The sequence below is a fragment of the Vagococcus allomyrinae genome, from assembly GCF_017829975.1.
Taxonomy (GTDB): Bacteria; Bacillota; Bacilli; order Lactobacillales; family Vagococcaceae; genus Vagococcus_D; species Vagococcus_D allomyrinae.
This window is the reverse complement of sequence record NZ_JAEEGA010000001.1, coordinates 222,710-247,417: the sequence shown is the minus strand read 5'-3', so window position 1 is coordinate 247,417 and position 24,708 is coordinate 222,710. Positions and strand designations below refer to the sequence as shown.

The 24,708-nt window shown below is 39.4% G+C and carries 21 protein-coding genes; 8 read left to right on the top strand and 13 right to left on the bottom strand.

The features are described 5' to 3' along the window. Positions 1–77: 77 nt before the first annotated feature. Genes I6N95_RS01015 through I6N95_RS01000 form a run of 4 tightly spaced genes read right to left on the bottom strand, consistent with a single transcriptional unit; the run spans position 78 to position 4,202 of the window. Positions 78–896 (bottom strand): carbohydrate ABC transporter permease, encoded by an 819-nt coding sequence (locus tag I6N95_RS01015; RefSeq protein WP_209524475.1) that lies wholly within the window; start codon positions 894–896, stop codon positions 78–80. Positions 897–908: 12 nt separating this feature from the next. After that, complete coding sequence (locus I6N95_RS01010) at positions 909–1,853, bottom strand: carbohydrate ABC transporter permease (RefSeq protein ID WP_209524474.1); 945 nt, start codon at positions 1,851–1,853, stop codon at positions 909–911. Positions 1,854–1,865: 12 nt separating this feature from the next. Next, on the bottom strand, positions 1,866–3,122 hold the full coding sequence (locus I6N95_RS01005; RefSeq protein ID WP_209524473.1) for an ABC transporter substrate-binding protein: 1,257 nt from the start codon (positions 3,120–3,122) through the stop codon (positions 1,866–1,868). Between the two features lie 21 nt (positions 3,123–3,143). Next, positions 3,144–4,202: a Gfo/Idh/MocA family protein gene (locus I6N95_RS01000; RefSeq protein ID WP_209524472.1), complete on the bottom strand. Its 1,059-nt coding sequence runs from the start codon at positions 4,200–4,202 to the stop codon at positions 3,144–3,146. A gap of 229 nt (positions 4,203–4,431) precedes the next feature. Here I6N95_RS01000 and I6N95_RS00995 point away from each other — a divergent pair, with 229 nt between their 5' ends. Next, the gene (locus I6N95_RS00995) at positions 4,432–5,247 is read left to right on the top strand and encodes an AraC family transcriptional regulator (protein WP_209524471.1); all 816 of its coding nucleotides are present in this window, start codon (positions 4,432–4,434) and stop codon (positions 5,245–5,247) included. 96 nt (positions 5,248–5,343) lie between these two features. Here the strand turns inward: I6N95_RS00995 and I6N95_RS00990 are convergent, their stop codons facing one another. Beyond that, positions 5,344–6,219, bottom strand: coding sequence for a class II fructose-bisphosphate aldolase (locus tag I6N95_RS00990; RefSeq protein ID WP_209524470.1), 876 nt, complete (start codon positions 6,217–6,219; stop codon positions 5,344–5,346). Next, positions 6,220–7,275 (bottom strand): zinc-dependent alcohol dehydrogenase, encoded by a 1,056-nt coding sequence (locus I6N95_RS00985; RefSeq protein WP_245249181.1) that lies wholly within the window; start codon positions 7,273–7,275, stop codon positions 6,220–6,222. Positions 7,276–7,446: 171 nt separating this feature from the next. Here I6N95_RS00985 and I6N95_RS00980 point away from each other — a divergent pair, with 171 nt between their 5' ends. Further along, a complete protein-coding gene (locus tag I6N95_RS00980) occupies positions 7,447–8,202 on the top strand; it encodes a DeoR/GlpR family DNA-binding transcription regulator (protein ID WP_209524469.1) in 756 nt (251 codons plus the stop codon). Between the two features lie 63 nt (positions 8,203–8,265). Here I6N95_RS00980 and I6N95_RS00975 read toward each other — a convergent pair whose 3' ends face one another. Then, positions 8,266–9,345, bottom strand: coding sequence for an alcohol dehydrogenase catalytic domain-containing protein (locus tag I6N95_RS00975; RefSeq protein WP_209524468.1), 1,080 nt, complete (start codon positions 9,343–9,345; stop codon positions 8,266–8,268). A 182-nt stretch (positions 9,346–9,527) separates the two neighbouring features. On the opposite strand from I6N95_RS00975, the gene I6N95_RS00970 reads away from it, so the two are divergent. From I6N95_RS00970 to rpiB, 6 genes are all read left to right on the top strand, one after another. Next, complete coding sequence (locus tag I6N95_RS00970) at positions 9,528–12,119, top strand: sigma-54-dependent transcriptional regulator (protein ID WP_209524467.1); 2,592 nt, start codon at positions 9,528–9,530, stop codon at positions 12,117–12,119. Between the two features lie 197 nt (positions 12,120–12,316). After that, entirely contained in the window at positions 12,317–12,739 is a 423-nt protein-coding gene (locus tag I6N95_RS00965; RefSeq protein ID WP_209524466.1) for a PTS sugar transporter subunit IIA, read from the top strand. Between the two features lie 65 nt (positions 12,740–12,804). Then, positions 12,805–13,278: a PTS sugar transporter subunit IIB gene (locus tag I6N95_RS00960; protein ID WP_209524465.1), complete on the top strand. Its 474-nt coding sequence runs from the start codon at positions 12,805–12,807 to the stop codon at positions 13,276–13,278. A gap of 28 nt (positions 13,279–13,306) precedes the next feature. After that, positions 13,307–14,071, top strand: a complete 765-nt coding sequence (locus tag I6N95_RS00955) for a PTS mannose/fructose/sorbose/N-acetylgalactosamine transporter subunit IIC (RefSeq protein ID WP_209524464.1) — start codon at positions 13,307–13,309, stop codon at positions 14,069–14,071. Next, complete coding sequence (locus I6N95_RS00950; protein ID WP_209524463.1) at positions 14,068–14,928, top strand: PTS system mannose/fructose/sorbose family transporter subunit IID; 861 nt, start codon at positions 14,068–14,070, stop codon at positions 14,926–14,928. Before I6N95_RS00955 ends, I6N95_RS00950 begins: the two co-directional genes overlap by 4 nt. 19 nt (positions 14,929–14,947) lie before the next feature. Continuing rightward, positions 14,948–15,379: a ribose 5-phosphate isomerase B gene (gene rpiB / locus I6N95_RS00945; RefSeq protein WP_209524462.1), complete on the top strand. Its 432-nt coding sequence runs from the start codon at positions 14,948–14,950 to the stop codon at positions 15,377–15,379. 820 nt (positions 15,380–16,199) lie between these two features. Here the strand turns inward: rpiB and yicI are convergent. The 6 genes from yicI to I6N95_RS00915 all read right to left on the bottom strand — a co-directional run bounded on the left by yicI (position 16,200) and on the right by I6N95_RS00915 (position 24,573). Next, positions 16,200–18,503 (bottom strand): alpha-xylosidase, encoded by a 2,304-nt coding sequence (gene yicI, locus I6N95_RS00940; RefSeq protein ID WP_209524461.1) that lies wholly within the window; start codon positions 18,501–18,503, stop codon positions 16,200–16,202. Beyond that, positions 18,500–19,975: a glycoside hydrolase family 1 protein gene (locus I6N95_RS00935; protein WP_209524460.1), complete on the bottom strand. Its 1,476-nt coding sequence runs from the start codon at positions 19,973–19,975 to the stop codon at positions 18,500–18,502. Before I6N95_RS00935 ends, yicI begins: the two co-directional genes overlap by 4 nt. 9 nt (positions 19,976–19,984) lie before the next feature. Beyond that, entirely contained in the window at positions 19,985–20,881 is an 897-nt protein-coding gene (locus I6N95_RS00930) for an ROK family protein (protein WP_209524459.1), read from the bottom strand. Positions 20,882–20,946: 65 nt separating this feature from the next. Next, the gene (locus tag I6N95_RS00925) at positions 20,947–22,605 is read right to left on the bottom strand and encodes an ABC transporter substrate-binding protein (RefSeq protein WP_347340520.1); all 1,659 of its coding nucleotides are present in this window, start codon (positions 22,603–22,605) and stop codon (positions 20,947–20,949) included. Between the two features lie 24 nt (positions 22,606–22,629). Further along, positions 22,630–23,538 (bottom strand): carbohydrate ABC transporter permease, encoded by a 909-nt coding sequence (locus I6N95_RS00920; RefSeq protein WP_245249180.1) that lies wholly within the window; start codon positions 23,536–23,538, stop codon positions 22,630–22,632. 60 nt (positions 23,539–23,598) lie between these two features. Then, positions 23,599–24,573 carry an ABC transporter permease gene (locus tag I6N95_RS00915; RefSeq protein WP_347340519.1) on the bottom strand — a complete coding sequence of 325 codons (975 nt, stop codon included), beginning with the start codon at positions 24,571–24,573 and terminating at the stop codon, positions 23,599–23,601. Positions 24,574–24,708: the final 135 nt, after the last annotated feature.

The following is a 24,708-nucleotide window of genomic DNA, read 5'->3' as shown; positions in this document are numbered from 1 at the left end:
GTATTGTTTCTACTGGAAATTCCCTTTGCTAAAGACTACTGCATGATAACGACAGCTCAATTAGCAAGTATTGAAGGTTATTTGTTGCCAGAAAAAGCAATGCCTTTTGTAAAATATTTTTGGAAAAAGATAAAGATTAAGAAGGTTGGCACAAAAGATAACACTGAGCCTCCCATTTCAATGCCAAAGTTACCTTCTTTTGTTAACATTGAGGCCAGTCCAACAGTCACTGGGTACATTTCTTGGCTAGTGGTGAAAATCAACGGCGTCAACAAATCATTCCAACACTGGATAAAAGCAAAGGTTCCCACAGTGGCAATCACTGGTTTACAAAGAGGCATAAAGATCTTAAAGAAGATTTGAAAGTCATTAGCCCCGTCAATAAAAGCCGCTTCCTCAAGTTCTTTTGGTAATTGAGACATAAACTGACGAACTAAGAAGACGCCCATAATCGCCCAAAGTTGTGGGACGATTAATGGTAAATACGTGTTAATCCAACCAAATTTACTAAACATAATGTACCTTGGAATAATCAATATTTGTGTTGGCACCATAATGACTGCCATCATCAACCAAAAAATCACTTCTCTTCCAAAAAAATCTTTTTTGGAAAATAGGTAACCTAAAATGGCGGCAAAAAACATTTGCGAAAAGGTTGGAATAATCGTAATGATTAACGAATTAAGCAACCATTTAGGATAATCTGAATAACGCAAGATATGTTTAAAGTTTTCCAGTCCTAGTTCACCACTCATCATCCATGAAAACGGATTACCAATGGGCAGTTTCATTTTCATAAAGCTGCCGACAACCATGATCACAAAAGGAACTAGGAAGAGAACTGCTAGTAATATTAATAACGCAATTGATAATTTGGATGTTTTTTTAGTTTCCATCATTTTCCCTCCCTAACTGTAATCCACGGTTTTTCCTAAAAACTTCTTCTGTATTAATGACACTAAAAAGACCATAAAGAATAACACATAGGCTAACACACTGGCGTAACCAAGGCGCAGTGATGAAAAGCCTTCTTGATACATGTAATAAACAATTGTATTGGTAGCAAAGTTTGGCCCACCACTCGTCAATAAGAACGCCGAATCAAAAACTTGGAAGGAGCCGATTGTTGTCATAACTGCCACATAAAAATGAATTGGCATTAATAAAGGAAAGGTAATTTTCCAAAAGATTAACTTCTTACTGGCACCATCAATTCTCGCTGCTTCGTATAGTTCTTCAGGAATCCCCTGTAAACCAGCAAAATAATAAATCATGGTACTGCCAATAATTTTGAAAATACTTAGTCCAGCTAACACGATCATCGCCTGACTAGAACTAGATAAAAACATTTGTTCAGGAAGACCGAACATCGCTAAAAACTGATTGATAAACCCTTCTTCCGTTCCTCTAAATAACCATTGCCAAATACCTGCTACTACCACAAAAGACGTGACAACTGGTAAAAAGAAGATCCCTTTAAAAAAGTTGCCCACTCGTGTTTTTTGAGTGACTATTAAATTAGCAAGTAACAGACCGATTGCCATAGAAGGAACGATATAGTAAACAGAAAAGATCAACGTATTCTTTAAAGATTTCCAGGCGATGGCATCGCCCAGAAATCTCTGCCAGTTTCCTAACCCAATAAATTCGGGGTCTCCAATAATTGGCCAATCGAAAAAAGTAATAATAAAACTAAAGACGATTGGTGCTAAAAAGAAAACCACAAAGTGGATCATAATCGGAAGCATGAATACGTAGACAATCGCGTATTTCGCCATGTGATTTTTTAGTGAGAAAGGAGCTTTCGCTCGTGTTCGCACTTTTTTTGTTTGCACAGTATTGTCCACTTTCATTGTCCTTCCTTTCTATTTCATTTCATTTTGAATGAGCTCATTAGCCTCTTTCGCAGCTTCTGCTGGTGACAAACTGCCTTCAAGCATCGCTTGTAATTTGGCCTGAACATTCGGCATAAAGATACGAGCGGAAGGATGAATCACGCCTGGATTGGCAATTTCCACATATTGAGCCAACTCTTTCATTCGTTCATTGTCATCAAAAATAACTTGAGCAGAAGTACGAGCTGGAATATAATTAGTCAGCTTACAAAACTCTTGCATGTTCTCGCTATTGGTCATCACTTCCACAAACTTGGCTGCTGCTTCTTTATTTTTAGACGTAGAAGCTACCGAGAACATTCCCGTTGTACCAAAAGTGGCTTGCTCTTTATGTTTCAAAGGAGCACCAATCACATAGTTATCTTTGCCTTGCTCAGCCATGGAAGTAATCAAATACCCGGTACCGTAGGCCGCTAGCATTTTGCCTTCTTGAAAGGCCGTCTGTTCGGTGGCATTAATGGAATCTTTGGGAATAATACCATCATCATAGAGCTTCTTAATCTCAGTAAAAGCCTCAATGGCTTCTGGACTGTCAATTACCGCTTTATTATTCTTGACAACATCTCCGCCAGCCTGCCAAATAAATGGATAAAGAGTTGAATTTAAAGTACTGCCACCTTCAAAAGTACGACCATAATAGCCTTTTTCTTTTGCTTTAGCAGCTAAGGCATCAAAATCTTCCCACGTTTCAGGTAGCTTTTCTGGATCACCACCAATTTCTTTTAAGATATCAGTGTTATAAAACATGGTCTGCACTTCTCGTAAGATAGGCAATCCATATTTTTTCTGCTCATATGTGACCGCCTCTAGAGATGTTTCTGAAAAGTCAGCAGCATCAAAGTCCCCTCCTAAATGATCATCCAGCGGTTCCAAAATGCCCTTATCGGCGAACTGAGTCATCATATCCGGTATCAGATAAAATACATCTGGGCCATCACTTGAAGAAAGAGCTGTCATAATTTTTTGTTCCCGATTCGCCCAAGGAATCTCTTCAAAGGCGATCTTCGCCTTAGGGTATTCCTTTTTAAAATCATCTGCCATCTTATTAAACACTTGATCTTGCTCCTCTTTTAGCTCCGTCCCAACAAAAGGATGGGTCCATACGGTTAAGGTGAATTCATCCTCTGCTGTTTTAGCCCCTTCCTTTTCCTTGCTACCACATCCTGCCAGAGCAACGCTTAATGCCAATGCAGCGACTACTAATCCAAATCCTTTTCTCAACTTCATCGTATTCTCCCCTATTCGTTTTTAGAATATTACTTCATGTCCAGTTCGGGCTGATTCATATATTCCATCTAGAATTTTCATTATTGCTAGACCATCTTCAGCAGGTGCCAGACAGGTAGTCTGATTTAACAGTACATCTACATAGTGATTGATTTCATTTTGAAACAATCCATTCATATCTAATGAGGTTTGGCGCTTAAAGTTAATATCTGTGAGGTAACCATTCATGTCAGTGAATAATTCAATTTCAGGATTGAGGCAGGCCCCACCTTTCGTTCCAAATAGCTCGATCTTGCCAACATCGTCTTTGAGATTTAAATTGAAGCTAGCATCAATCGATAAGACTGCCCCATTATCAAAGCGAATCATTGCAGTAGCTAAGTCTTCCACATCAAAAATATCATGATCGGATTTAGAGACTGAGGAATAATCTGTCTCATCTTTTAAAAATTTGCGACTTTCCAGTTTTCTAAAGGTTGCACCATAGACCGAACTAACTTTTGGTTGACCTAGTAAGTAGTGAACCAAATCAATGACATGAACCCCTAAGTCGATCAAAGGCCCACCTCCTGAGCGACTTTGATCTCCAAACCACCCTCCTGGATTGCCATGTCGTCTTAAATATTGGGCTTTAGCAAAGTACAGATCACCAAAAAAGTCACTGTTAACAAAATCTTGTAGAATTTTGGTGTCATTTCCAAACCGTCTAACAAAGCCAATCATTAACAACCGGTCATTGCTGATAGCTGCTGCTAACATTTTTTCAGCATCCTCTTTTGATGTCGCCATTGGCTTTTCGCACAGGACATGCTTTCCAGCATTCAAAGCTGCCACCGTACACTCAGCATGAGCCGCATTCCAAGTACAGACACTGACCGCTTCAATAGCTGAATCCTTTAACATCTCCTCCTTACTCGTATATAAATTTTTAACACCATATTGCTCACCCATTTTTTTTAATTGTTCTTCATCAATATCACAAAAAGCCATTAAATTGACATTATCATTTTTTAAATAGGCTTGTATATGTTCGTTTGCAATACTCCCAACACCAATAACGCCGACATTAAGCTTTTTCATCTAGCTTCCACCTTTCCCTTATGCTATAATTTCAATAAAATGATTATCTCTATAGCTTTAGTCTAGTACAAAATAATGGAAGCGTAAACATAGTTACTTGCTAGAAATCAGCACTATCTTGCTGTCCTATCCCCATCCCACTGTCTTCTTTCTAGCTGACAAAATGATGGAGTCGAACCCAACTGCCCTTCCTAACGACCAGTTAATGCCAATATAAAGGAGCGATTCTATGTCCAAAGTTTTTTACGAAACTCATTTTTTTTCAGATCCTTCATTTCCAATTATTTTTCATTATAATACCTTATTAAATGACTCCTTCGAAATTTTCCCCCACTGGCATCTCAATATTGAAATGCTTTACATTATGGAAGGAACTGCCTCCATTACGTCAAATGGAGAAAAAATCATTGCAAAAGTCGGGGATATCGTCGTCATAAATTCCAATCACTTGCACAGTATTCAAAGCTTAACGCCTGTGTGTAGCTATTATTGCTTGATCATTGACCATGAACACAGCCAAAGTTTAGGCTTTGACACCACTAACAATCGCTTTTCAAACATAACCATCGATAAAGAGATAAAAAATATTTTTAATCTGATCATCAATGAAATGCTCAACCGAAAGAATTATTATAAGAAAGCATCCGTTGCACTTTGTACAACAATGTTAATCCTGTTATTTCGCAATTTATGGCTCAGTCAAAACACTGAAATAAATGACTCTAACAGCAAAACAAGTATTGTTAAACAGAGTATCAGTTATATCAATGAACATTATCGCGAGAGAATTCAAATTAATGATATTTGCGCCACTATTGGAATCAGTAAATTCCATTTCTGTCGTATTTTCAAAGAGGTGACTCAAAAAACCGTCAATGAATACTTAATGTCTTTACGCATTCACCAAGCTCGCTTTTTATTAATAGAAAAAAATGCCAGTGTTGCAGAAGCAGCAGAAGCAACTGGCTTTAACAGTGATTCCTATTTTTCAAAATGCTATAAGAAGGTCCTTGGAGTACTGCCTTCCAAAGAGCGCTCTATTTAAACCATCAAATGATCTTGTCATGTCTACCTGTAACCACACTAAAAACACCTAACTTTGAGGGTTAGGTGTTTGTTTTAAACAGCTCTTGGCACTGTTTTATAACTGATTAAAAATTACCAACGCTTCTTTCACATTTCGCTTCATCCCCTCATAAGCAACCAATGAGAGGGTATCAAAAAAAGGCGGCTGATTCGCCTCTTGGCTCCCTAAATAATTGACTAGTTCTCGCCCGCCCGCTTGATTCATATAGGTGTAATAATTGATCTTGCGAATGCCGCTATTGATAGCTACAGCATAATTTTCAGCAGAAACACCAGATCCACCATGCATGACAAAAGGCAGATCAATTTCCTGTTTTATCTGACTAATTCGCTTTAAATCCAGTTGAGGTTTTGTCAAATATAGACCATGAACTGCTCCAAAAGCAATGGCCAGACAATCGATCCCTGTTTCAGTTACAAATTCCTTGGCTAACTTAGGGTCTGTATACATGTTTTCTGGTTTTAATTCCTCAGCCGTTCGCTCAACACGTCCCTCGCCACCACCAATCACAGACGTATAGATACTACCAAGTTCCGCTTCGACTGAAACATCTACTGCGTGAGCAATCTTTACAATCTCTTTGGTTTCAGCTAAATTTTGTGCAAATGGTTTGTCTGAAGCATCGTACATCACCGACGTAAAGCCTAAACGAATTGCCTCCATACATTTCTCAAAGGACGACCCATGATCTAGATGGACCGCGACTGGCACTTTAGCTTTTTTAGCCATTGCAATCATCATTGGCCCAATTTCGCTGAGAGACATTAAATTTTCATGAACCTCTGCATGTTGGATAATAACCGGCACATTCAACTCTTCAGCTCCATGAATAACGGCTCTCAAGGTCTCATAATTTGGTACATTAAAAGCTCCCACGGCTTTATTTTCTTTTTCAGCATGAACTAAACTATCCTTTAAAGTCACTAGCATTTATCTACCCTCCATAAAGTTAATCACTACCCGATATTTGTCACCTATGATGGCTGACTCTAATCCTGTTTGAATCGCCTCAAGTCCATAGGTTTGACTGATAAAAGGTGTCATATCAACAATACCCTCACTGATCATTTTAGCGGCTCGCATAAAGTCTCGACTGTTGGAATTAGCTGTCCCTTGAATCTGTGAGGCTGTTTTATGAATCGTATCTGGACTAAACGTAACTGGTTTATCAGGATAAAATGACGAGTATAAAACTAGCTTTCCATTGTTAGCCAACAAAGCTAAGCCTTGCTCAACAATCGCCGCAATAGGTGTTGTATCGAAAACAACTTGGGCCCCAATTTGTTGGGTAATCTCATCAACTGCCACTTCCAGATTCTCCTTTGAGGGGTTCACAGTATGATGAGCACCTAACGTTTTTGCAAGTTCTAAGCGCTCCTCTTGCGGGTCACTGACAATAACTGAAGCTCCACTTTTAAGTGCCACCTGTAAATGAAGTAGTCCCATGATGCCACAACCAATAATTACCACAGTATCTCCATAAGAAATATCAGCTGTTTCACAACTGTGAATCACACAAGATAATGGTTCGGAAAGTGACGCTTCGATGGCAGAAACATTCCAGTATTTAAAGAGATGTTTGGGTTCAACCAACAAGTATTCTGAAAAGCCGCCCATCCCTTTATGTGGTAAACCTGGTAACTGCTTGCTATGATCAAAGTTATAACAATTTTGCTCATTGCCACTTTTACACTGGTAACAATCACCACAAGCCAGATTAGTGCCGTAGACAACTTGATCACCAATCTCCCAAATTCGATCATTAACACCTTCTCCGATTGCAACAACCTCTCCAGCAATTTCATGACCACCAATAAAAGGAAATACCACTTCTTTAACCCCAGTATAAACTCGCTGTTCCCAAGTACAAATCGCACAGGCATTTACCTTAATTAGAATATGGGCGCCATAAACCTGTGGCAACGGTGCTTCCTCTATTTGGATATCTTTAACCCCATTAAAAACAGCTACTTTCATTGTCTTCATTATTATCCTTCTTCCCTATTAGCTTTCCTTTATCATATTCCAATCAGATTCAATCTACAATAACTGGCGATTACTCTGATCATTGCTCATTTTCAATCATCTTTATCAACGTAATTCAATCATTTTCAATCACAACGTGGTACACTTAAGGAAAAGAAAGAAGGTCAAGTAATGTTACCTGAAGAACGCCGATTAAAAATCTTAGAGCTATTAAAAAAAGAACGATTTCTATCAACGGAACGGCTATCTGCGCTTCTTTTCAGCAGTCCAGCCACTATTCGCCGTGATTTAAGCATCTTATCAGAAAATGGCCAAATTCAGCGAACTCGGGGAGGAGCAATGTATTTAGGAGAGCAGCGATACGAATTGCCTTTCTTATATCGTGAAAGAAATAATGAACCTCAAAAAGAATATGTATCCGAACTAGCTCTCGCTCACATTGAAGAGGGACAAAGTCTATTTTTAGATTCTAGTAGTACAGTTTTTAAGTTGGCCAAAAAACTTCATACTTTTAAAAATCTAAAAATATTAACCAATGGGAACTTAACTTCCTACATTCTAGGGGTTCAAACAACTCATGACATTTATTCAGTTGGTGGAAAAATCCGCAACAAAGAATCTTCGATCACTGGTGTTATGGCTTGCGATCATATTCGCTCGTTTTATGCGGATACAGCAATTGTTTCTTGTCGTGGCTTGAGCCTTCATGGCGGCAGCGATGCCACAGAAGAAGAATCCCAAGTTAAACGTGCTTTTTTTAAGCAAGCAAAAAAAACCATTCTATTAGTTGATAGCTCAAAAATTGAACAGGATTTCTTTTATCTTAGTGTTCCCTTTGAAAAGATCGATTTGATCATTTCCGATATTCCCTTGCCTTCTACATTTCAAAACATGGTTGACAAGCATCAGGTCGAAGTAATCTATTAAGCAAAATAAAAAAACGAAGCAGATAGTCCTGTGTAAGAGCTATCTTCTTCGTTTTTTTATAAATTACCACTTAAAATCAAGAATCGTTTTATGCCAGGCTCGATTTTCAACCACTTTATCCATGACAGTTTTAAATGCTGAAGCATCTGTCACTGCATCCCAGGATTCAGGTAGAATTTTCATTAATGCTTCACGGTATTCAACTAAGCTAAACGCCTTGATTACCGCCTCAAAGTCAGCTGTCGAAGATCGGCTGCTGCCATAAAGGCGAAGTCCTTTTTCCAGAATATCGCGGGTGTTAATCGGCACCCGGTCTTCACTTACCCCCATAATAACCAAGTCTCCACAAGGAGCAAAGCTGTCGATAGCTTGATTTAAGGCACTTTCACTAAAACGGCCACCAGTGCACTCTAAAACCACATCAAAAGTATCAGGGGAATGGACAAAATCATATTCTTGAACCAAACGCTGACGAGCGAAGCTAAACTCGCCCAACTTCTCAGGATCCGCTCCAAAAACAGTAAAGCGGCTTTCATCTACTCCATACATATAGCGAACCATGGTGGCAGTTAAGTAGCCGACTGGGCCGTCCCCAAACAAGGCCACTCGTGTCTCAGGCAGCCGAAGTCGATCAGCAATATGACTAACTCCGTGATAAGATACCGTACAAAGCTCAGCTAAAACCGCAATTTCATCTGGAATATCTGCAGGAATCTTAACCAAACATTCCGCTGGATGCACAAGTCTACTTTGCGCAATCCCATCATAACCACTGCCTAAAAATTGATTGCCCTTCGTATAGTTGACTGGAATCCCTTCAGAATTTGGATACTTCTCTGGATCTAACAATTGACCTGGAATATTTGGCACAATAACCACTCGATCTCCCACGGAAAATTTATCAGATCGACTGGCAATAACTGTACCAATCCCTTCATGAAGCAATGCCATCGGTAATTTCTTTTTCATGGCTTCTGGGCGCCGACTGCCAGTATAATACCGTAAATCGGCATGACAAACACTAGCAATATTAGGCTCAACAACAACCCAGCCCTCTTTAACCTCCCGCTGAATCATCTCCGTCTTGATCTCACCTGCCGCTACTAATCGATAAGTTTTTGATACAACTTGTTCTTGTTTCATAAAGCAATCCTCCGTTTTTATTCAACCAGAGATTGCTCATATCTACTCACCCCAGATAGTAACAAAGCCAAAAATAATAGTCAAGCCTATTTTTTTTATTTCACAAAATATTTTCTCTGGTATTTAAAACTAAAAATGTGTGCTATGATAGAAAATAATTTAATGAAAGGGGTTACTTTTAAATGTCAATCACACGAAAAAAATATATATTTCACAAACTTTACACACTATCTGAAACAGTCGTTAAACTTAATATCGATGAACCGATCGGTTGGACTGCCAAAGAATTGGCTGATGTAACTGGCTATTCACGCAGTAATGTTAGCCGTGAATTAAATGTGCTCCACAAAGAAGCACAAATCATCAAAATCGGCGGACGACCTGTTCGATTTATCTGCCGAGCAAACGAGTACTTAGCCCCCATTGGCACAGTTCTATTTTTTGACAACCAAAATCAATTCAAGTCTCTCTTTTCGCTGACCCCTCCAGCTACCATTGACCTGGCATCTTCACAAGAGCTAGAAAATCAATCACTTACTCAAATCAGTGACTCCTTTGCTTCGTTGATCGGTTTTGACAAAAGCATGAAAAATCAGGTTAAACAAGCCATTGCTGCTATTCTATATCCTCCTAAAGGTCTGGACACCCTCCTAATTGGTGAAACTGGCGTCGGCAAAACTACTTTCGCCAATACAATGTATCAATTTGCCGTAGAGTCTGAAAAATTGAAATCAGATGCCCCCTATATTATTTTCAATTGTGCTGATTATGCTGGTAATCCCCAACTGCTGCTTTCTCACCTGTTTGGTCATGTAAGGGGTGCCTTTACGGGGGCGGACACTGATCGTAAAGGGCTGGTTGCCCAAGCCAATAACGGCATTCTCTTTCTAGATGAAGTCCATCGCTTACCACCTGAAGGACAGGAAATGCTTTTTTCATTAATCGATCGTGGAGAATATCGTCGTTTAGGTGAATCAAATATGATTCACTATGCCAATGTTTTGATAATTTCTGCCACAACTGAACAAGTGGACGTATCAATTCTCCAGACCTTTTTACGACGGATTCCCAATTTGATTGCCATTCCGCCTCTAAGGGAACGCACTTTAGAAGAGCGAATGGAACTGATCATGCTAAACTTTAAACAAGAAGCAAAAAAAATCAATCACCCTATTAAGGTCTCTAACGAAGTAATGAAATACTTTCTGGTCTATGAATGCAAACACAATATTGGGCAACTTTGCAATGACATTCAACTGATCTGTGCTAGCGCCTTTGTTGAAATGCTCACCAAAAAAACAGAGGAAGTCAATGTCAAACTTTCCCAATTACCAAGCCAATACGTTGAATACTTTGATATTTTCGATGAAAAACGAGATATCTTATCTCATGAATTCTATTGGTCTAACAAGCGGGGATTCACCTTTCACCCAACAGATTCTAGTAAACAAGTTAAAAACTTTTTTGTTGATAAAACCCTTGAAGAAAACCTTTATGCCACAATTGAAGCCACTTCTAAGCAGTATTTTCAACAAGGATTGGAATTGGATGAAGTCACTCATTTAGTAGACAAAGAACTCGTCAATTATTTTTCCCAAAAGTCCCAACATAACTTACCTGAGCTTCCTAGTGAAGAGCCCATCTACAAACTTGTCAGCAAAGAAGATTATTCGTTGATCAATTCCATCTTACTTTCTGTTTTATCAGAATATGGCATTACAGTCCAAGAAAACACGATTATTGGTATCATTTTACACCTTGTGGCTCTTATTGAACGGATTTACGATAATCAACCACGAAAACCAAAATCTGAGTTGGTTGTTAATAACGACGCTGTCTATTACACTATGGCCAAACAAATCATTCTATTAATCGAAGAAAGCAAAGCCATTCAGATTCCAGCCTATGAAATTGGCTTTATCGCCGTCTTTTTAGAATCCTTAACGCTGAAATCTAATGATCAACGAGTGGGAATCCTAGTTATCACTCATGGACAAGTCGCTGAAGAGTTGGCAAAGGTGGCAAATATCCTCTTAAAAGTGGAGCAAGCTCATTACTTGTGTCTGCCCTTAGACGAAAAAGTCAGCATTGTCTTGGCTGCTGCTAAAGAGCTTGTCAAAGAAATTGATCAAGGAAAAGGAGTATTGCTTTTAGTGGATATGGGGTCTCTTACCACTTTTGGAGAGATCATTGCTCAAGAAACAGGTGTTGCTGTCAAAAGCATCAACATGGTCAGTACACTGACCGTGCTAGAAGCTACCCGTCTATCCTTAATGGCATCGACCACCCTTGAAAGCTTAGTCGAGAGTTTAGAAAATATCAGTGATTATCCGATCCCCAGTCGCCAACTGGAAACAAGCTTTTCTACCCAGACACATAACTATATCGATAACCCTAAACTCGTAACCCTTATTCAAAATGTTCTAACTTTTATCGACTCCCGAAAAGCAATTGAAACCTTGACTGAAACCTTTCATCAGATCATTGAACAACTGACAATCGAAAACACAAATGCCCTCTATATCAAATATATTTTTCACACGACCTGCATGTTAGAACGGGTGATTCAGAATGAAACTTACAGTTACAAAGACTTGAAGACTCGACTATACGACTATCAATCCATTCATCAAACTGTCGTCAACAATTTCCAGTATATTGACAATGTCTGGGGCATAGAAATCCCAGAATCAGAGCTTGCTTATGTCACGGAAATCTTTATTTTCTCAGAAAAAAATATTTTCGAAAAAATTGTTAACGGTTCGACACACTAAAGTGACACAGATTATCTAAGCTAGTTGACACACTAAAACGACACACTTTTCTTGATAAAAAGTGTGTCGTTTTATGTTTTTCACAAATTTAATTTTCGACTTCCCCCTTCTATCAGAAGAGTTCTGCCGACTAACACACTAACTTCGTTACACTTTGGCACAGGTCTTGCTTATATAGAAACAAAGGTGGTGAAACTATGATTGGTGTATTAATTGCTACACACGGGAAATTTGCAGAAGGGATTCTCGATAGTGTTGAATTAATTATGGGAAAACAAGAAAACTGTCAGACATTATCTTTATGTCACGGTAATAGCATTGAAGACTTTTCAGCAAATATCTTAATGGCGATCAAAGATCTTGATAGAGGAGCAGGGGTAATTATATTTACAGATTTATTTTCCGCTAGTCCGTATAACCAAACAGCTTTAAATCACCATAACTTAACAAACATTGATTATCGTTTAATTTCAGGAGTTAATTTGCCAATGCTGATTGAAGCTTTCAATCAACGGATGCTTGGCAGCACGCTTGAAGAAACAACCCATCGCTCACTGGAAACGGGTATGGATGGAATTAAAGAATTTTTTACTGAATTAAATAAACAAACTAACAACTAGACATCTTAACTCATATCTACTCAATATCAGTTTTTATTACTAGTTATCACCTAGGAGGAAAAAAAATGGCGAAAATTGTTTTAGCACGAATTGATGATCGACTTATTCATGGGCAAGTTATGACTGCTTGGCTACAATATACAGGTGGAAATCATATCATCATTGTAGATGACCAGACTGCCGGCGATGAATTCACCAAAACTATCATTAAAATGGCGGTCCCTATGGGAATTGGGCTAGATATTTTAACCACAACAGAAGCACCAACGATAATTAACGCTCTATCTGATGATAAAAAAATCATCATTTTAACGAAAGGCCCCAGCACTTACGTATCATTAATTGAAAACGGTGTCTCAATAACCGATGTGATCATTGGGGGCATGGGAGCAAATAAAAATCGCTCAAAATTTTACAAAAACATTTCAGCATCGGAACAAGAAAAAACTGAATTCAGAGCCATTATTAGTCACAATGTCGGCCTTAAAGTTCACGTCATTCCCGATGAAAAATCAGTTGCTGTCGGAAATTTATTATAGAGATTACACAATGTAAAGGAGAAGGAACATGGAAATTAGTTTTATTCAAGCAATCCTCATAGGATTTGTTTACTACCTTGGGATTAATGGTACCCCATGGTTGTCACTCTTAGGGACTCATGGATGGATGAGGCCGATGGTGAACGGCGCAGTTGTCGGACTTATTTTAGGTGATCCAGTACAAGGAACCATTATTGGTGCTGCTATCAACCTGCCTTATCTGGCCTTTATCTCGGCTGGTGGAACAGTGGCAATGGATCCTGCACTAGCAGGAACTTTAGGCACCGCTTTGGCCATGGCAGCTGGCGTCGCCCCGACTGTGGCCACAACTTTAGCTGTACCTATCGGTTTACTTGGGACCATTATATGGGTACTGCACATGACCGTTGATATCACCTTTGTTCATATGGCAGATAAAGCCGCCGAAAAAGGTGACATTGACCGCATTAATTTTTTACATGTCTGGCCACCACAAATTTTTCTGATTTTAATTACGGTTGTACCGGTAGCGTCAGCTAGCTATTACGGAGCTGATGCAGTTAAAGGCGTGATTGACTCACTTGCCGGAAAACCTTTAGACATCCTTTCAGCTATTGGCGGGATTTTACCAGCCCTTGGAATTGCCATGAACCTACGAGCCATGAATGGCAAAGGAACATTAGTCTTCTTTTTCTTTGGTTTCTTATTAACCGTTTATTCTGGCTTACCAATTTTAGCAGTATCACTTTTCGCTCTAGTCGTCGCTTATGTATTCACTGAACTATATCTCAAAGATGGGAGGCAAGCATCATGACTGAACCAAAACAACATACCACAGCAGATTCCCAAAAAAAATTAAGCAAACGAGATTTGATCAGAGCCTTTTGGCGCTGGACCTTCTTCTCCCATGCCAACTATAACTATGAACGATTACAAGCAACAGGTGTCGTTCACGCATTTTCGCCCATTCTAAAAAAGCTTTACGGAAAAAACTCAGATGAAATGAAAGATGCCTTAGAACGCCACATGCAATTCTTCAATACTGAACCTTCATTTGGTGGACCAATTCTATCCATGACCATCGCAATGGAAGAAGAAAAAGCGAATGGTGCTCCAATTGATACAGCTACCATCAACGGCTTAAAAACCGGATTAATGGGGCCTTTAGCAGGAATCGGTGACACCTTATGGCAAGGAACATTAATCCCAATCTTACTGTCCTTCACCTTACCTTTTGCGGCTGAAGGAAATATCTTAATGGGACCAGTAGCTTTTTTCATCCTTCACATGGTCATCATGCTGGTTATCGCTTATAAGCTGTGGATACAAGGATATGAAACAGGAAAAGAAGGTATTACCAAAATATTATCAGGCTCTCTTTTGCCAAAAGTCATGACCTTTTCTCAAACACTAGGTGCGATTGTGATTGGCGGGCTGGCGGCCTCATTCGTTTCCATCTCCTCCCCTCTGAAATTAGCATTAAGTAAAGGGGAATTTATGGTTATTCAAACCGATGTATTGGATAAACTGGTCCTTGGCTTCTTACCGCTGCTTACGACAATGTTGACTTTCATTATGTTGAAGAAAAAACTTAAACCAACCACCGTTTTAGCAATTTTAATCATAGCTGGTGGACTCTTAGCTGCCTTTGGTATTATCGGCAACATTTAGCAGAAAGGAAAATACTCGCATGAAACTCGTCATTGCCAATGATCATGGTGGAAAAAAACTAAAGGATGCCATCATGCTTCACTTACGCAACCAACACATTGAAATTACAGACTTAGGAGTCAATCAGTTAGAAAGTGTTGACTATCCCGCCTATGCTCAAAAAGTGGGAAACATGATTACAGAACATAAAGCAACCCTGGGCATTCTGTGTTGTGGAACAGGTATCGGAATGTCCATCGCTGCTAACAAACTTCCAGGAGTGCGTGCAGCGGTTGTTAGTGATACTTTTTCTGCCCAAGCAACTAGAGAACACAACCATTCCAACGTATTATGCTTAGGAGAACGGGTCATTGGAGAAGGGTTAGCCTTACTAATTGTCGACACATGGCTAAAAGCAACCCCTTTGGCCGGTCGACACTTGGAACGAGTCAAACAATTGGACAGTGAATAGACCACCACTAACATACAAAGACACATAATGGTTAGTCTCATTGCTGGTACGTTACACTCTTTAAAAGTTGCAAAAAATAAATGGGGACGTCAGCTTAGACTGTAAGCTCAAAAGTCACTCTTAACTTGAAAATGAAAAATTGACGTTTGCGGAAGAATCAATGAGATTCTTCCGCATTTTTCTTCTGACACATTTTAAGTCTAACTATTCCAAGTAAACGTGCCTAATTCAAAGTGGTAAAATTCCGTTGTTTTCTAAATTATAACAAAAGCAAAAAGTTGCTTATTATGAATGCCTATATGAGAACCCACTCATTATTAGGTATTGATAAAAGCCAATTACATTGTAACGTACAACCAAACAATAATTCTTATCTATTTAACCTAAGACAAATAATTTTCAAAATCAGATGTCTTTAACTCCTGTATCAAATTGATTTGTTTGTTAGAAAAGCAAATGACACATTTATAGCCATTTTTTCGTTTGATGAACTTAATATTTGGTGTAATTTCGCAGGTTAACAACAGAAAAAAATTAAACAATCACTCTTAAAATTTCAGTTCTCCACGTAAAAAAAGAGTTAGCCACCCCTATACGTCTATGGTGTGACTAACTCTTTCAGTTTTATGGCCTTCTTTTAGTACTACTTATCTGCTAGCTATTCTTATGCTTCCCAGCCAATTAAATAATCGATTTGTCATTAATAATGGCCATTCCGCTCAAGATATTCCCATACAAAACTCTACTTCAACACTAACTGAGACAGCCATCAGCTGTTCATACTACCATTCATTTACTCTGAACCGATATTTCCTCAGTATCACTCACTAATCTCAATTTGATAATTGCCAACGTCGATTTTAGTACCTAAAGGACATTCTGTTCCTTTTGTTCCATCATGTAGCTTTAAACCTTTGCGATTTCTAAATAGCACTGTGTATTGCTTGAGAGTATCGCTGGAAATATGGTAACCAGTTTCAGTTTTTATGATTGTGACATTAGCTTGCGTAACCCCTAACTTATCGGTAATTTCCACTTGAGCTGTTCCATCAATTTCAAAAGCGTGAACTGTGATGCCTTCCGTATAGTCGTACTCCGCCTGCGAGTCGTTATTTCCTTCGACAATCAAAGAATTAGGTCGGGCAAGTAATGGCAGTGTCTGATAATCATATGTTTCACGGTACCATCTTTTGCCTTCATGAGACTCATTGGTCAAATAATTTGTCCATTTCCCTTCTGGCACATAAAAGTCAACTTGACCCTCTTCACTAAAAATTGGGGCAACTAATAAATCATCACCTAACATATATTGTCGATCCAATTGATGGGTTGCGGGATCTTCTGGAAATTCCAATACCATCGCTCGCATCATTGGAATCCCTTGAACGACTGATAAACTTGCCTGTTTCATTAAGTAAGGCATTAAACGTAGTTTTAATTTTGTGAATTCTCGTGTCACTTCTACCGCTTCTTCGCCGTATAACCAAGGCACTTTATATTCCCAACTACCATGATAACGACTATGAGACGATAGTAGACCAAATTGAGTCCAACGCTTGTATAAATCGGGACTACAACCTGCTTCAAACCCGCCAATGTCATGACTCCAAAACCCAAAACCACTTAGGCCAAATGATAAGCCAGCTCTTAGTGACTCAGCCATTGATGGGTAATCAGAGGTACAGTCACCTCCCCAGTGGACAGGAAATTTCTGTGAACCGACAGAAGCAGAGCGAGCAAACAAGACCGCTTCCGATTCCCCCCGTACTTCTTTAAGGAGATTAAAGACCACTTCGTTATATAAATAGGCATAGTAATTGTGCATCTTGTCAGCATTCGCCCCATTATGGTAGACCACATCTGTGGGAATTCGCTCACCAAAATCGGTCTTAAAGGAATCCACGCCCATGCCCATTAAACCGCGAAGTTTATCCGTGTACCACGTGACGGCTTCAGGATTAGTAAAATCAATGACGGCTAATCCAGCTTGCCACTTATCCCATTGCCAAACATCGCCATTTTCTCGTTTTAGAAAATAACCTCCCGCCATGCCTTCATCGAACATTGGCGATTTTTGGCCGACATAAGGATTGATCCAAACACAAATTTTTAACCCTTTTGCTTTTAGTCGAGTCAGCATCGCTTTTGGTTGTGGGAACATCCGCTCATCCCAAACAAAATTACACCATTCATACTCCTTCATCCAAAGACAATCGAAATGAAAGACCTCTAACGGAATATCTCGTTCTTCCATTCCATCAACAAAACTTGTGACCGTTGTTTCATCATAATCCGTTAAAAATGAAGTGCTTAGCCATAAACCAAAAGACCATGCTGGCGGCAAACTCGGCTTTCCAGTCAACTCCGTATAGTTCGTTAGAACCTCTTTTAACGTTTCACCTGCAATAATAAAGTATTCCATGCTCTCACCTGGCACACTAAATTGAACACGGGATACTTTTTCACTGCCTACTTCCAAGCTAACTTTGTCAGGTGAATTAACAAACACTCCATAGCCTCGATTGCTTAAGTAAAAGGGAATGTTTTTATAGGTTTGTTCTGTCCCTGTCCCACCGTCTTCATTCCAAATATCCACTGTTTGTCCGTTTTTAATAAAGGCTGAAAAACGTTCCCCTAAGCCATATATAAGTTCGCCCACATCAATTGTCAACTGTTCACTGATGTGCATCTGCCCCTTATCATCTTTTAAATAAGCTTTGCTACGTGGGCGACTGGCGGTTAATTGCCTGTCACCATGTTGAAAGGCAATCGTTAAATTTTCACCTTTGGTAATACTCGCACGTAGTTTTCCACTTGAAAATAACCAGTGTTGATCGGTTTCTTCAATTTGTACTTTACTTTCTTCTGTGTGCAACTGAAAATTAGGCCCTTTATTCACACTGCCTTTATGATGATACATCTTAACACCAATAATATCAGCTCGCGGGCTTGTTAGTTCAATTGTCAACATGCCACCATCTAATGTTGCGCCTTTATGTGCTGTATAATTAAAGGGCGCGTATAATGTTAATTGATCTTCAGTCAGTCTAGCGTCGTATATATGAGCAGCATAATCCACTTCAAATCCCTCTTTTACTAGCCAACCTCCGTTTGAATATTTCATGAAATCCCCTCACCTTTCCTTAAGCCATTATTTTGAATCACTTCTTGATACCAGTAGTAGCTATCTTTTTTGATACGGGTCAGTTCCTTTTCATCTTCTTCATCCCGATCCACATAGACAAAGCCGTATCGCTTTTTATAACCGTTTAACCAGCTCAATAAGTCGGTAAACGACCACGCACAATAACCGATGACTGTCACACCATCTGTTATGGCCTTTTGCATTTCTAAAATGTGCTGCGCTAAGTAATCAATGCGATATGAGTCATGAACCTTGCCATCTTTTTCTAAATCGATGGCACCAAGGCCATTTTCCGTCACAAAAATGGGCAAATCATATCGATCTGAGACGCGGCGAAGGGCCACCCGAAACCCAACTGGATCAATTTCCCAGCCCCAATCCGTTTTTTCTAAATAGGGATTTTCAACACTTTGAAAAAGAACGGTTTCTGGTGTTTGGGCTTGTTGATCTTTTGGCTGCATTAAATAAGGATCAATTCCTGAGAAGGCTTTTTCTTGACTGGCAATTCGTTCCTTTTCCAACGTATTTTGCGCAGCTGTTCCGCCATGATAATAATTAATGCCTAAAAAATCTGGTTTAGCACGTTTAAGCAGTTCTAGATCACCTTCTAACAATTGTGGAGCGATTCCCAAGGCTTCTAGTTGCTTCCAAATAACTTTAGGGTATTTTCCTTTACAATAAACATCTAACCACCAGCTATTATTAAAGGCTTCTCCATTTTCAGCCGCTAAAACATCATTGGGATCAGCCCTTAAGGGATACATCGGCCCATAACCAAAACTCGGCCCAATTTTTCTAGTAGGCACAAGCTCATGAAAAAGAGCAATGGCATCTGCATTGGCTAAATTTAAATGATGATTTGCTTGGAACATCCGCTTAGTATCAGCAACATTCGGTGGATGAAGCTCCCAACGATAGCCTAACGAGGTTAACACATTTTGTTCATTCATCGTCACCCAATACGTTACCTTTGATCCTAAACGCTCAAATAAAACACGACAGTAGCTCTTAAACGCCGCGATTGTTTCTCGGCCTTCCCACCCGTTGTACTTGTCTTGCAAGGCTTGCGGTAAGTCCCAGTGATACAAGGTTAAGACTGGCTCAATTTGATAGCGACGTAATTCATCAACCAGTTCCTCATAAAACGCAAGTCCCGCTTCATTCACTGCTCCCTCACCATCAGGCATGACGCGACTCCAAGCCACTGAAAAACGATAGGTTTTCAATCCCATTTCTGCCATTAGCTGAATATCCTCGCGAAAACGATGGTAATGATCCACTGCCACGTCGCCGTTCGTTCCAAGATAGGTTTTGCCTGGCAATTTAGAAAAGGTATCCCAAATCGATGGCCCTTTGCCATCTGCTTGCCAAGCCCCTTCTATTTGATAGGCGGCTGATGCCGCTCCCCATAAAAAATTAGCAGGGAATGGATCAAGTTCTTTGTGGTACATATTTGACACCTACTTTTCTATTTTATGATAACTTTCTTGAACTAAGTAGTACGCGCCTATTAACCCTGCATCATTTAAATGAAAACACGTTTCAATCGGCACTTCAAAATCAACCCAATAATGAATGGTTGCTAATTGTTCTTTAAGCAGAGGCAACAGTTTGGGATTAGCACTAATCCCGCCACCGATTAATACTTTTTCAGGATTTAAGACTGTCACAACATTACAGATACCAATGGCTAAATCACGGCTCCAATTTGTTAAAAGGTCAGACACCAATGGCTCCTCAGACTGATCAAAAACCGTCTGCCCATCTACTGGCTCATCGGCGGCTAATCCTTTAAGACGACGATAGTTTTCAATCAACGTCTGAGTCGATCCCAAACTGCTGAAGACTGTTTGAGGAGAATGAGTCTTATCCAAAATCATCATGCCAAACTCTCCTGCTCGGAATTCTTTGCCACGGACAATTTGATTATTAATAAATATCCCTCCGCCAATCCCGGTACCGACTGTCACCACGACAAAATCACGGTGGTCTACGCCACGACCATTTAATTTTTCGGCCATGGCTGCACAATTGGCATCATTCTCCATAAAAATCGGATAGCGTTCATCAAGGGCGGCTGATAGTAATTGCCGTAAAGCTATACCGTGTAACCTATCTAGGGCACCAGCAAAGGTCGCCACGCCCTTTTCGCCATTGATAAATCCAGGAAAACTAATCCCAATGGCCATAAACTCACTGTCTGTTTCATAAGTCTTCACGATATCAGCTAATAATGTGACAAATTGTTGTGGAGAGGTTGCCACTGTCTTCGTTCGTCCTTTTTTTAGAATCTGCCCTTCATTAATTAAAGCATGTTTGATCTCTGTGCCACCAATATCGACTGCCACAATTTGCATTCACTTCTTCCTCCTTAAAAAGAGCTGGCCCACCCAGTTAGTAGAGCGGGACCAGCTTGCTAATACTAATTACTTTCCCAAAGTTTGATGCGATCTTTTGTTAGTTGAGTCATCTCTTGGTTGGCTTTTTCAATGTCCATTGCCGTTAACTCTTTTTGAATTTTTGCCCATTCGGCTTCAAAATTTTCCGGTTTTGTCAATATCGCTTTGGTAATTGCCTGAGTCGTATAATCATCTGCTTTTTGTTGAATAATAGCCGCATCACTATTAGCAGGTAAAACATATTCATAAACGCGTCCATGTTTTGTGCCACCTAAATCTGCTGGATCTGGAAACAAATCAGGCCATATTTCAGCATCATACTGGCTTAACACTTCTTTTTCCGATTCCGTATACGCGTCAATTATTTGCTCTTTTGTATCTCGTGAAATCGATTGACCATTGCTATCCTTCGCTGACGTTCCCCATTGAGGGAATGGATAAACATATTGACCAACCCCGGTCTTAGTCGTGTAGTCTGCATCAGTTTGTGCGGCTTTCAAATCTTCTGGTTTCGCCACGCGTTTACCATCTACAACATCGTAATTCGTCCCTTCAATCCCCCAGTTTAGAAGAATTTGTGCGTCTTCAGAAGCCATCCAATTTAAAAATTCGAATGCTTTATCTGTGTGTTTTGTCGTCGAAGAAATTGACACACCAGTGGTTCCTGTAAAGCCATAATTTTTAGTACTTTGGGAGACCTTTCCTTCTCCCAACGTTAATGGAAGTGGTGCGTAAAGTCGCCATTCCTTCCCTTCAGCTTTTAACGCTTTTGTCGCATCTTGGAAGTTCCAATCTTGGTCAGCAATTCCTAAGACACGTCCCGAAGATAGTTTTGCGATATACGTATCTCCTTTTTGAGTAAAGGATTCTGGATCAAGAAGCCCTTCATCATTCATATGATTCAACCATTTGAAGTATTCCTTAACTTCCGGTAGTTGGAATTTATAGGTCGTTTCCGCCGTTTTATCGTCAACGGTCCATTGGCCATCGTCTTGTAAGCCAGCTGCAAACCCAGCAGGATTTCCTACGGTAATTAACCACCGCCAATCGCTACCCAACAATGATAAGCCGATGGTTTTTTGACCGTCAATTTCAGGATATTTTTCAATGTAGGTTTTAATCGCGGCTTCATAATCTTCAAGTGTTTTTATTTCTGGGTAACCCAGTTCTTTTAACACTTCTAATTGTAGGGAGGCGGTCCCACTGGTTTTATACGCTTCGTTTTCAACACCACCTGTCCCTAAATGGTAAATATAAGGGTCATCAAGACTATTTTTTAAACGGCTCAATTGATCACCGTACATTTTTTTCACATTATCGCCTTTTTCTTCAATCAATTCATCTAAGGCAATCACGGCTCCCGCTTCAATTAGCTTATTAATATCGCCTTTCCCAAAGATTAAATCAGGGTAATCTCCACTGGCAATCATTAACGGAATTGCTTGTTCATCGCCACCTACAGGATGGGAAATCTCTAGTTTCACTCCTGTTTGTTTCGTCATTTCAGCAGCAACCGGATTGTCAAACTTATCATCCTTTTGTAAATCAGCATTGAAGAATGTTAATGTTGTGACGCCTTCTTTTGACTCTGCCTCTTTGTCATTTCCTTTGCTTGAGCACGCTCCTAAGGCTAACAACGCACTTGAGGTCACTAAACCAATTTTAACTTTTTTTAAATTCACAGTTTCTCCTCCTATTTGGGTAGACTAATTTTTGACTGCTCCTAACGTTAAACCAGAAACAAAATATTTTTGTAAAAATGGGTAAACAATTAATATTGGGACTGTCGCAATAATGGTAATTGCCATCTTAATTCCTTCTGGGGCTGTTTTATTTTGTAAGAGGGAATCATTTTTCCCAACCGTCGACCCGCCAGATTGAGCAGAGGCATTATCTAATATTTTCATTAACTCGTATTGCAAGGTTGTTAAATTTTGATTGCTGCGAGCATATAAATAGGTGTCAAACCAACTATTCCACTGTCCAACCGCAATAAATAGTGCTACTGTGGCAATCACAGGTAAACAAAGCGGTAAAATAATCTTAATAAAAATAGTAAAATCGTTGGCTCCGTCAATTTTAGCCGACTCTTCTAGTGCATCGGGTAGGCCGTCAATAAACGATCGGATAACGATGACATTATAGGCACTAAGCAATGTCGGAATGATGTACACCCAAAAATTATTGATCAACCCTAACCCCCTGATTAACATATAAGACGGGATTAAGCCACCGCTTACATACATCGTCATCACCAATAGCGTTGACACATGACGGCGAAAAATAAAATCCTTGCGGCTAATGACGTAAGCTAAAATCGAACAAGCCATAACACCTGTTAATGTGCCAATCAACGTCCGTAAAACCGAGTTTGAAAAAGCCCTTACCAGTTGGTCATTGCGGGTGAAAATTTCAATATAATTATCTAACGTAAAGGCTCTCGGTAAAATATGTAACCCCCCTTTAGCTGTGTCAACGGCTTCATTTAGTGAAATTGCCAAGACATTTAAAAAAGGATAGAGTGTTAAGACGATGACTAAGATCATGACACAGGCAATTATAATATCCATTCTTTCGATTTTATTCACAGCATTGCCCTTGTTTCGTTTTTTCATAAGTTCCTCCTTTTCAAGTGATGCTTCATCAGCAGTCCTGATAACAAATGAGTAGGCTAATTACATAATTTGACCTTCACCTGTTTTTTTAGCCAATTGATTGAAACTAAAAATTAAAATAATGCTAATAACCGATTTAAAAATACCGATGGCCGTACCGTACGAATACCTAAACATGCCAATCCCGTAATCTAGAGCATACTTATCAAGAACTAGGGCTTTGTCGGCAACGATGTTGTTACCAAGTAACATTTGCTTTTCAAAACCGATATTAATCAAGTTACCGATACTCATGATCAACAGAACCATAATGACTGGTCGAATCGCTGGCAACGTGATGCTCCACATCTGTCTTAAACGAGTAGCCCCATCAACACGAGCCGCCTCATACATCTCTTGATCGATTCCCGACATGGCTGCTAAATAAATAATCGCATTCCAACCTGTTTCCTTCCAAATATCTGCAGCGGTTACAATTCCCCAAAACTTACTAGGATCACTCATAAAATTTAGTGGTTCTTGGATCAAATTCAATGTCATCAAGACATTATTTATAATGCCGGATTGAGACAAACTAGTTGTCACAATATTGGCCACAATAACCCATGAAACAAAGTGAGGCAAATATGAAATGGTTTGTGTCAATTTTTTGAATTTAGTGAATCTCATTTCATTTAAAAATAAGGCAAAGGCTATGGAACTGAGAAACCCAAAAATAATCCCTAAACCTCCCATACCCAATGTATTTTTTAATGATTGGTAAAACAGAGGTTCTTTAAACAAGGCTCTAAAATGTTTAAGCCCTACCCAAGTTTGATCGAAAATACCTTGTCCCGGTCGATAGTCTTGAAATGCCATTAACCAACCAATTAATGGCCCATAACAAAAGAGTAATATCCAAATAACAAATGGCAGTGCCATAATAATCAACACTTTTTGTTCTTTCATTTTTTTTAGCGTTAATTTATTGCGACTCCTCTGCTTTTTCCTTGGCCGCCCATCATTTACACCGATTGCATCAGCAGGTTGTTCCACGCTGTTTCCCTCCTTTTGTATTCTTACTATACTTAAAGTTTACATGATTGCGTTTTCAATAAAAACGGGAATAATTAGACTTCGATACATGAAAAACTAGTCTTTCGCCAACTATCGTCTATTTTTTTCAATCAT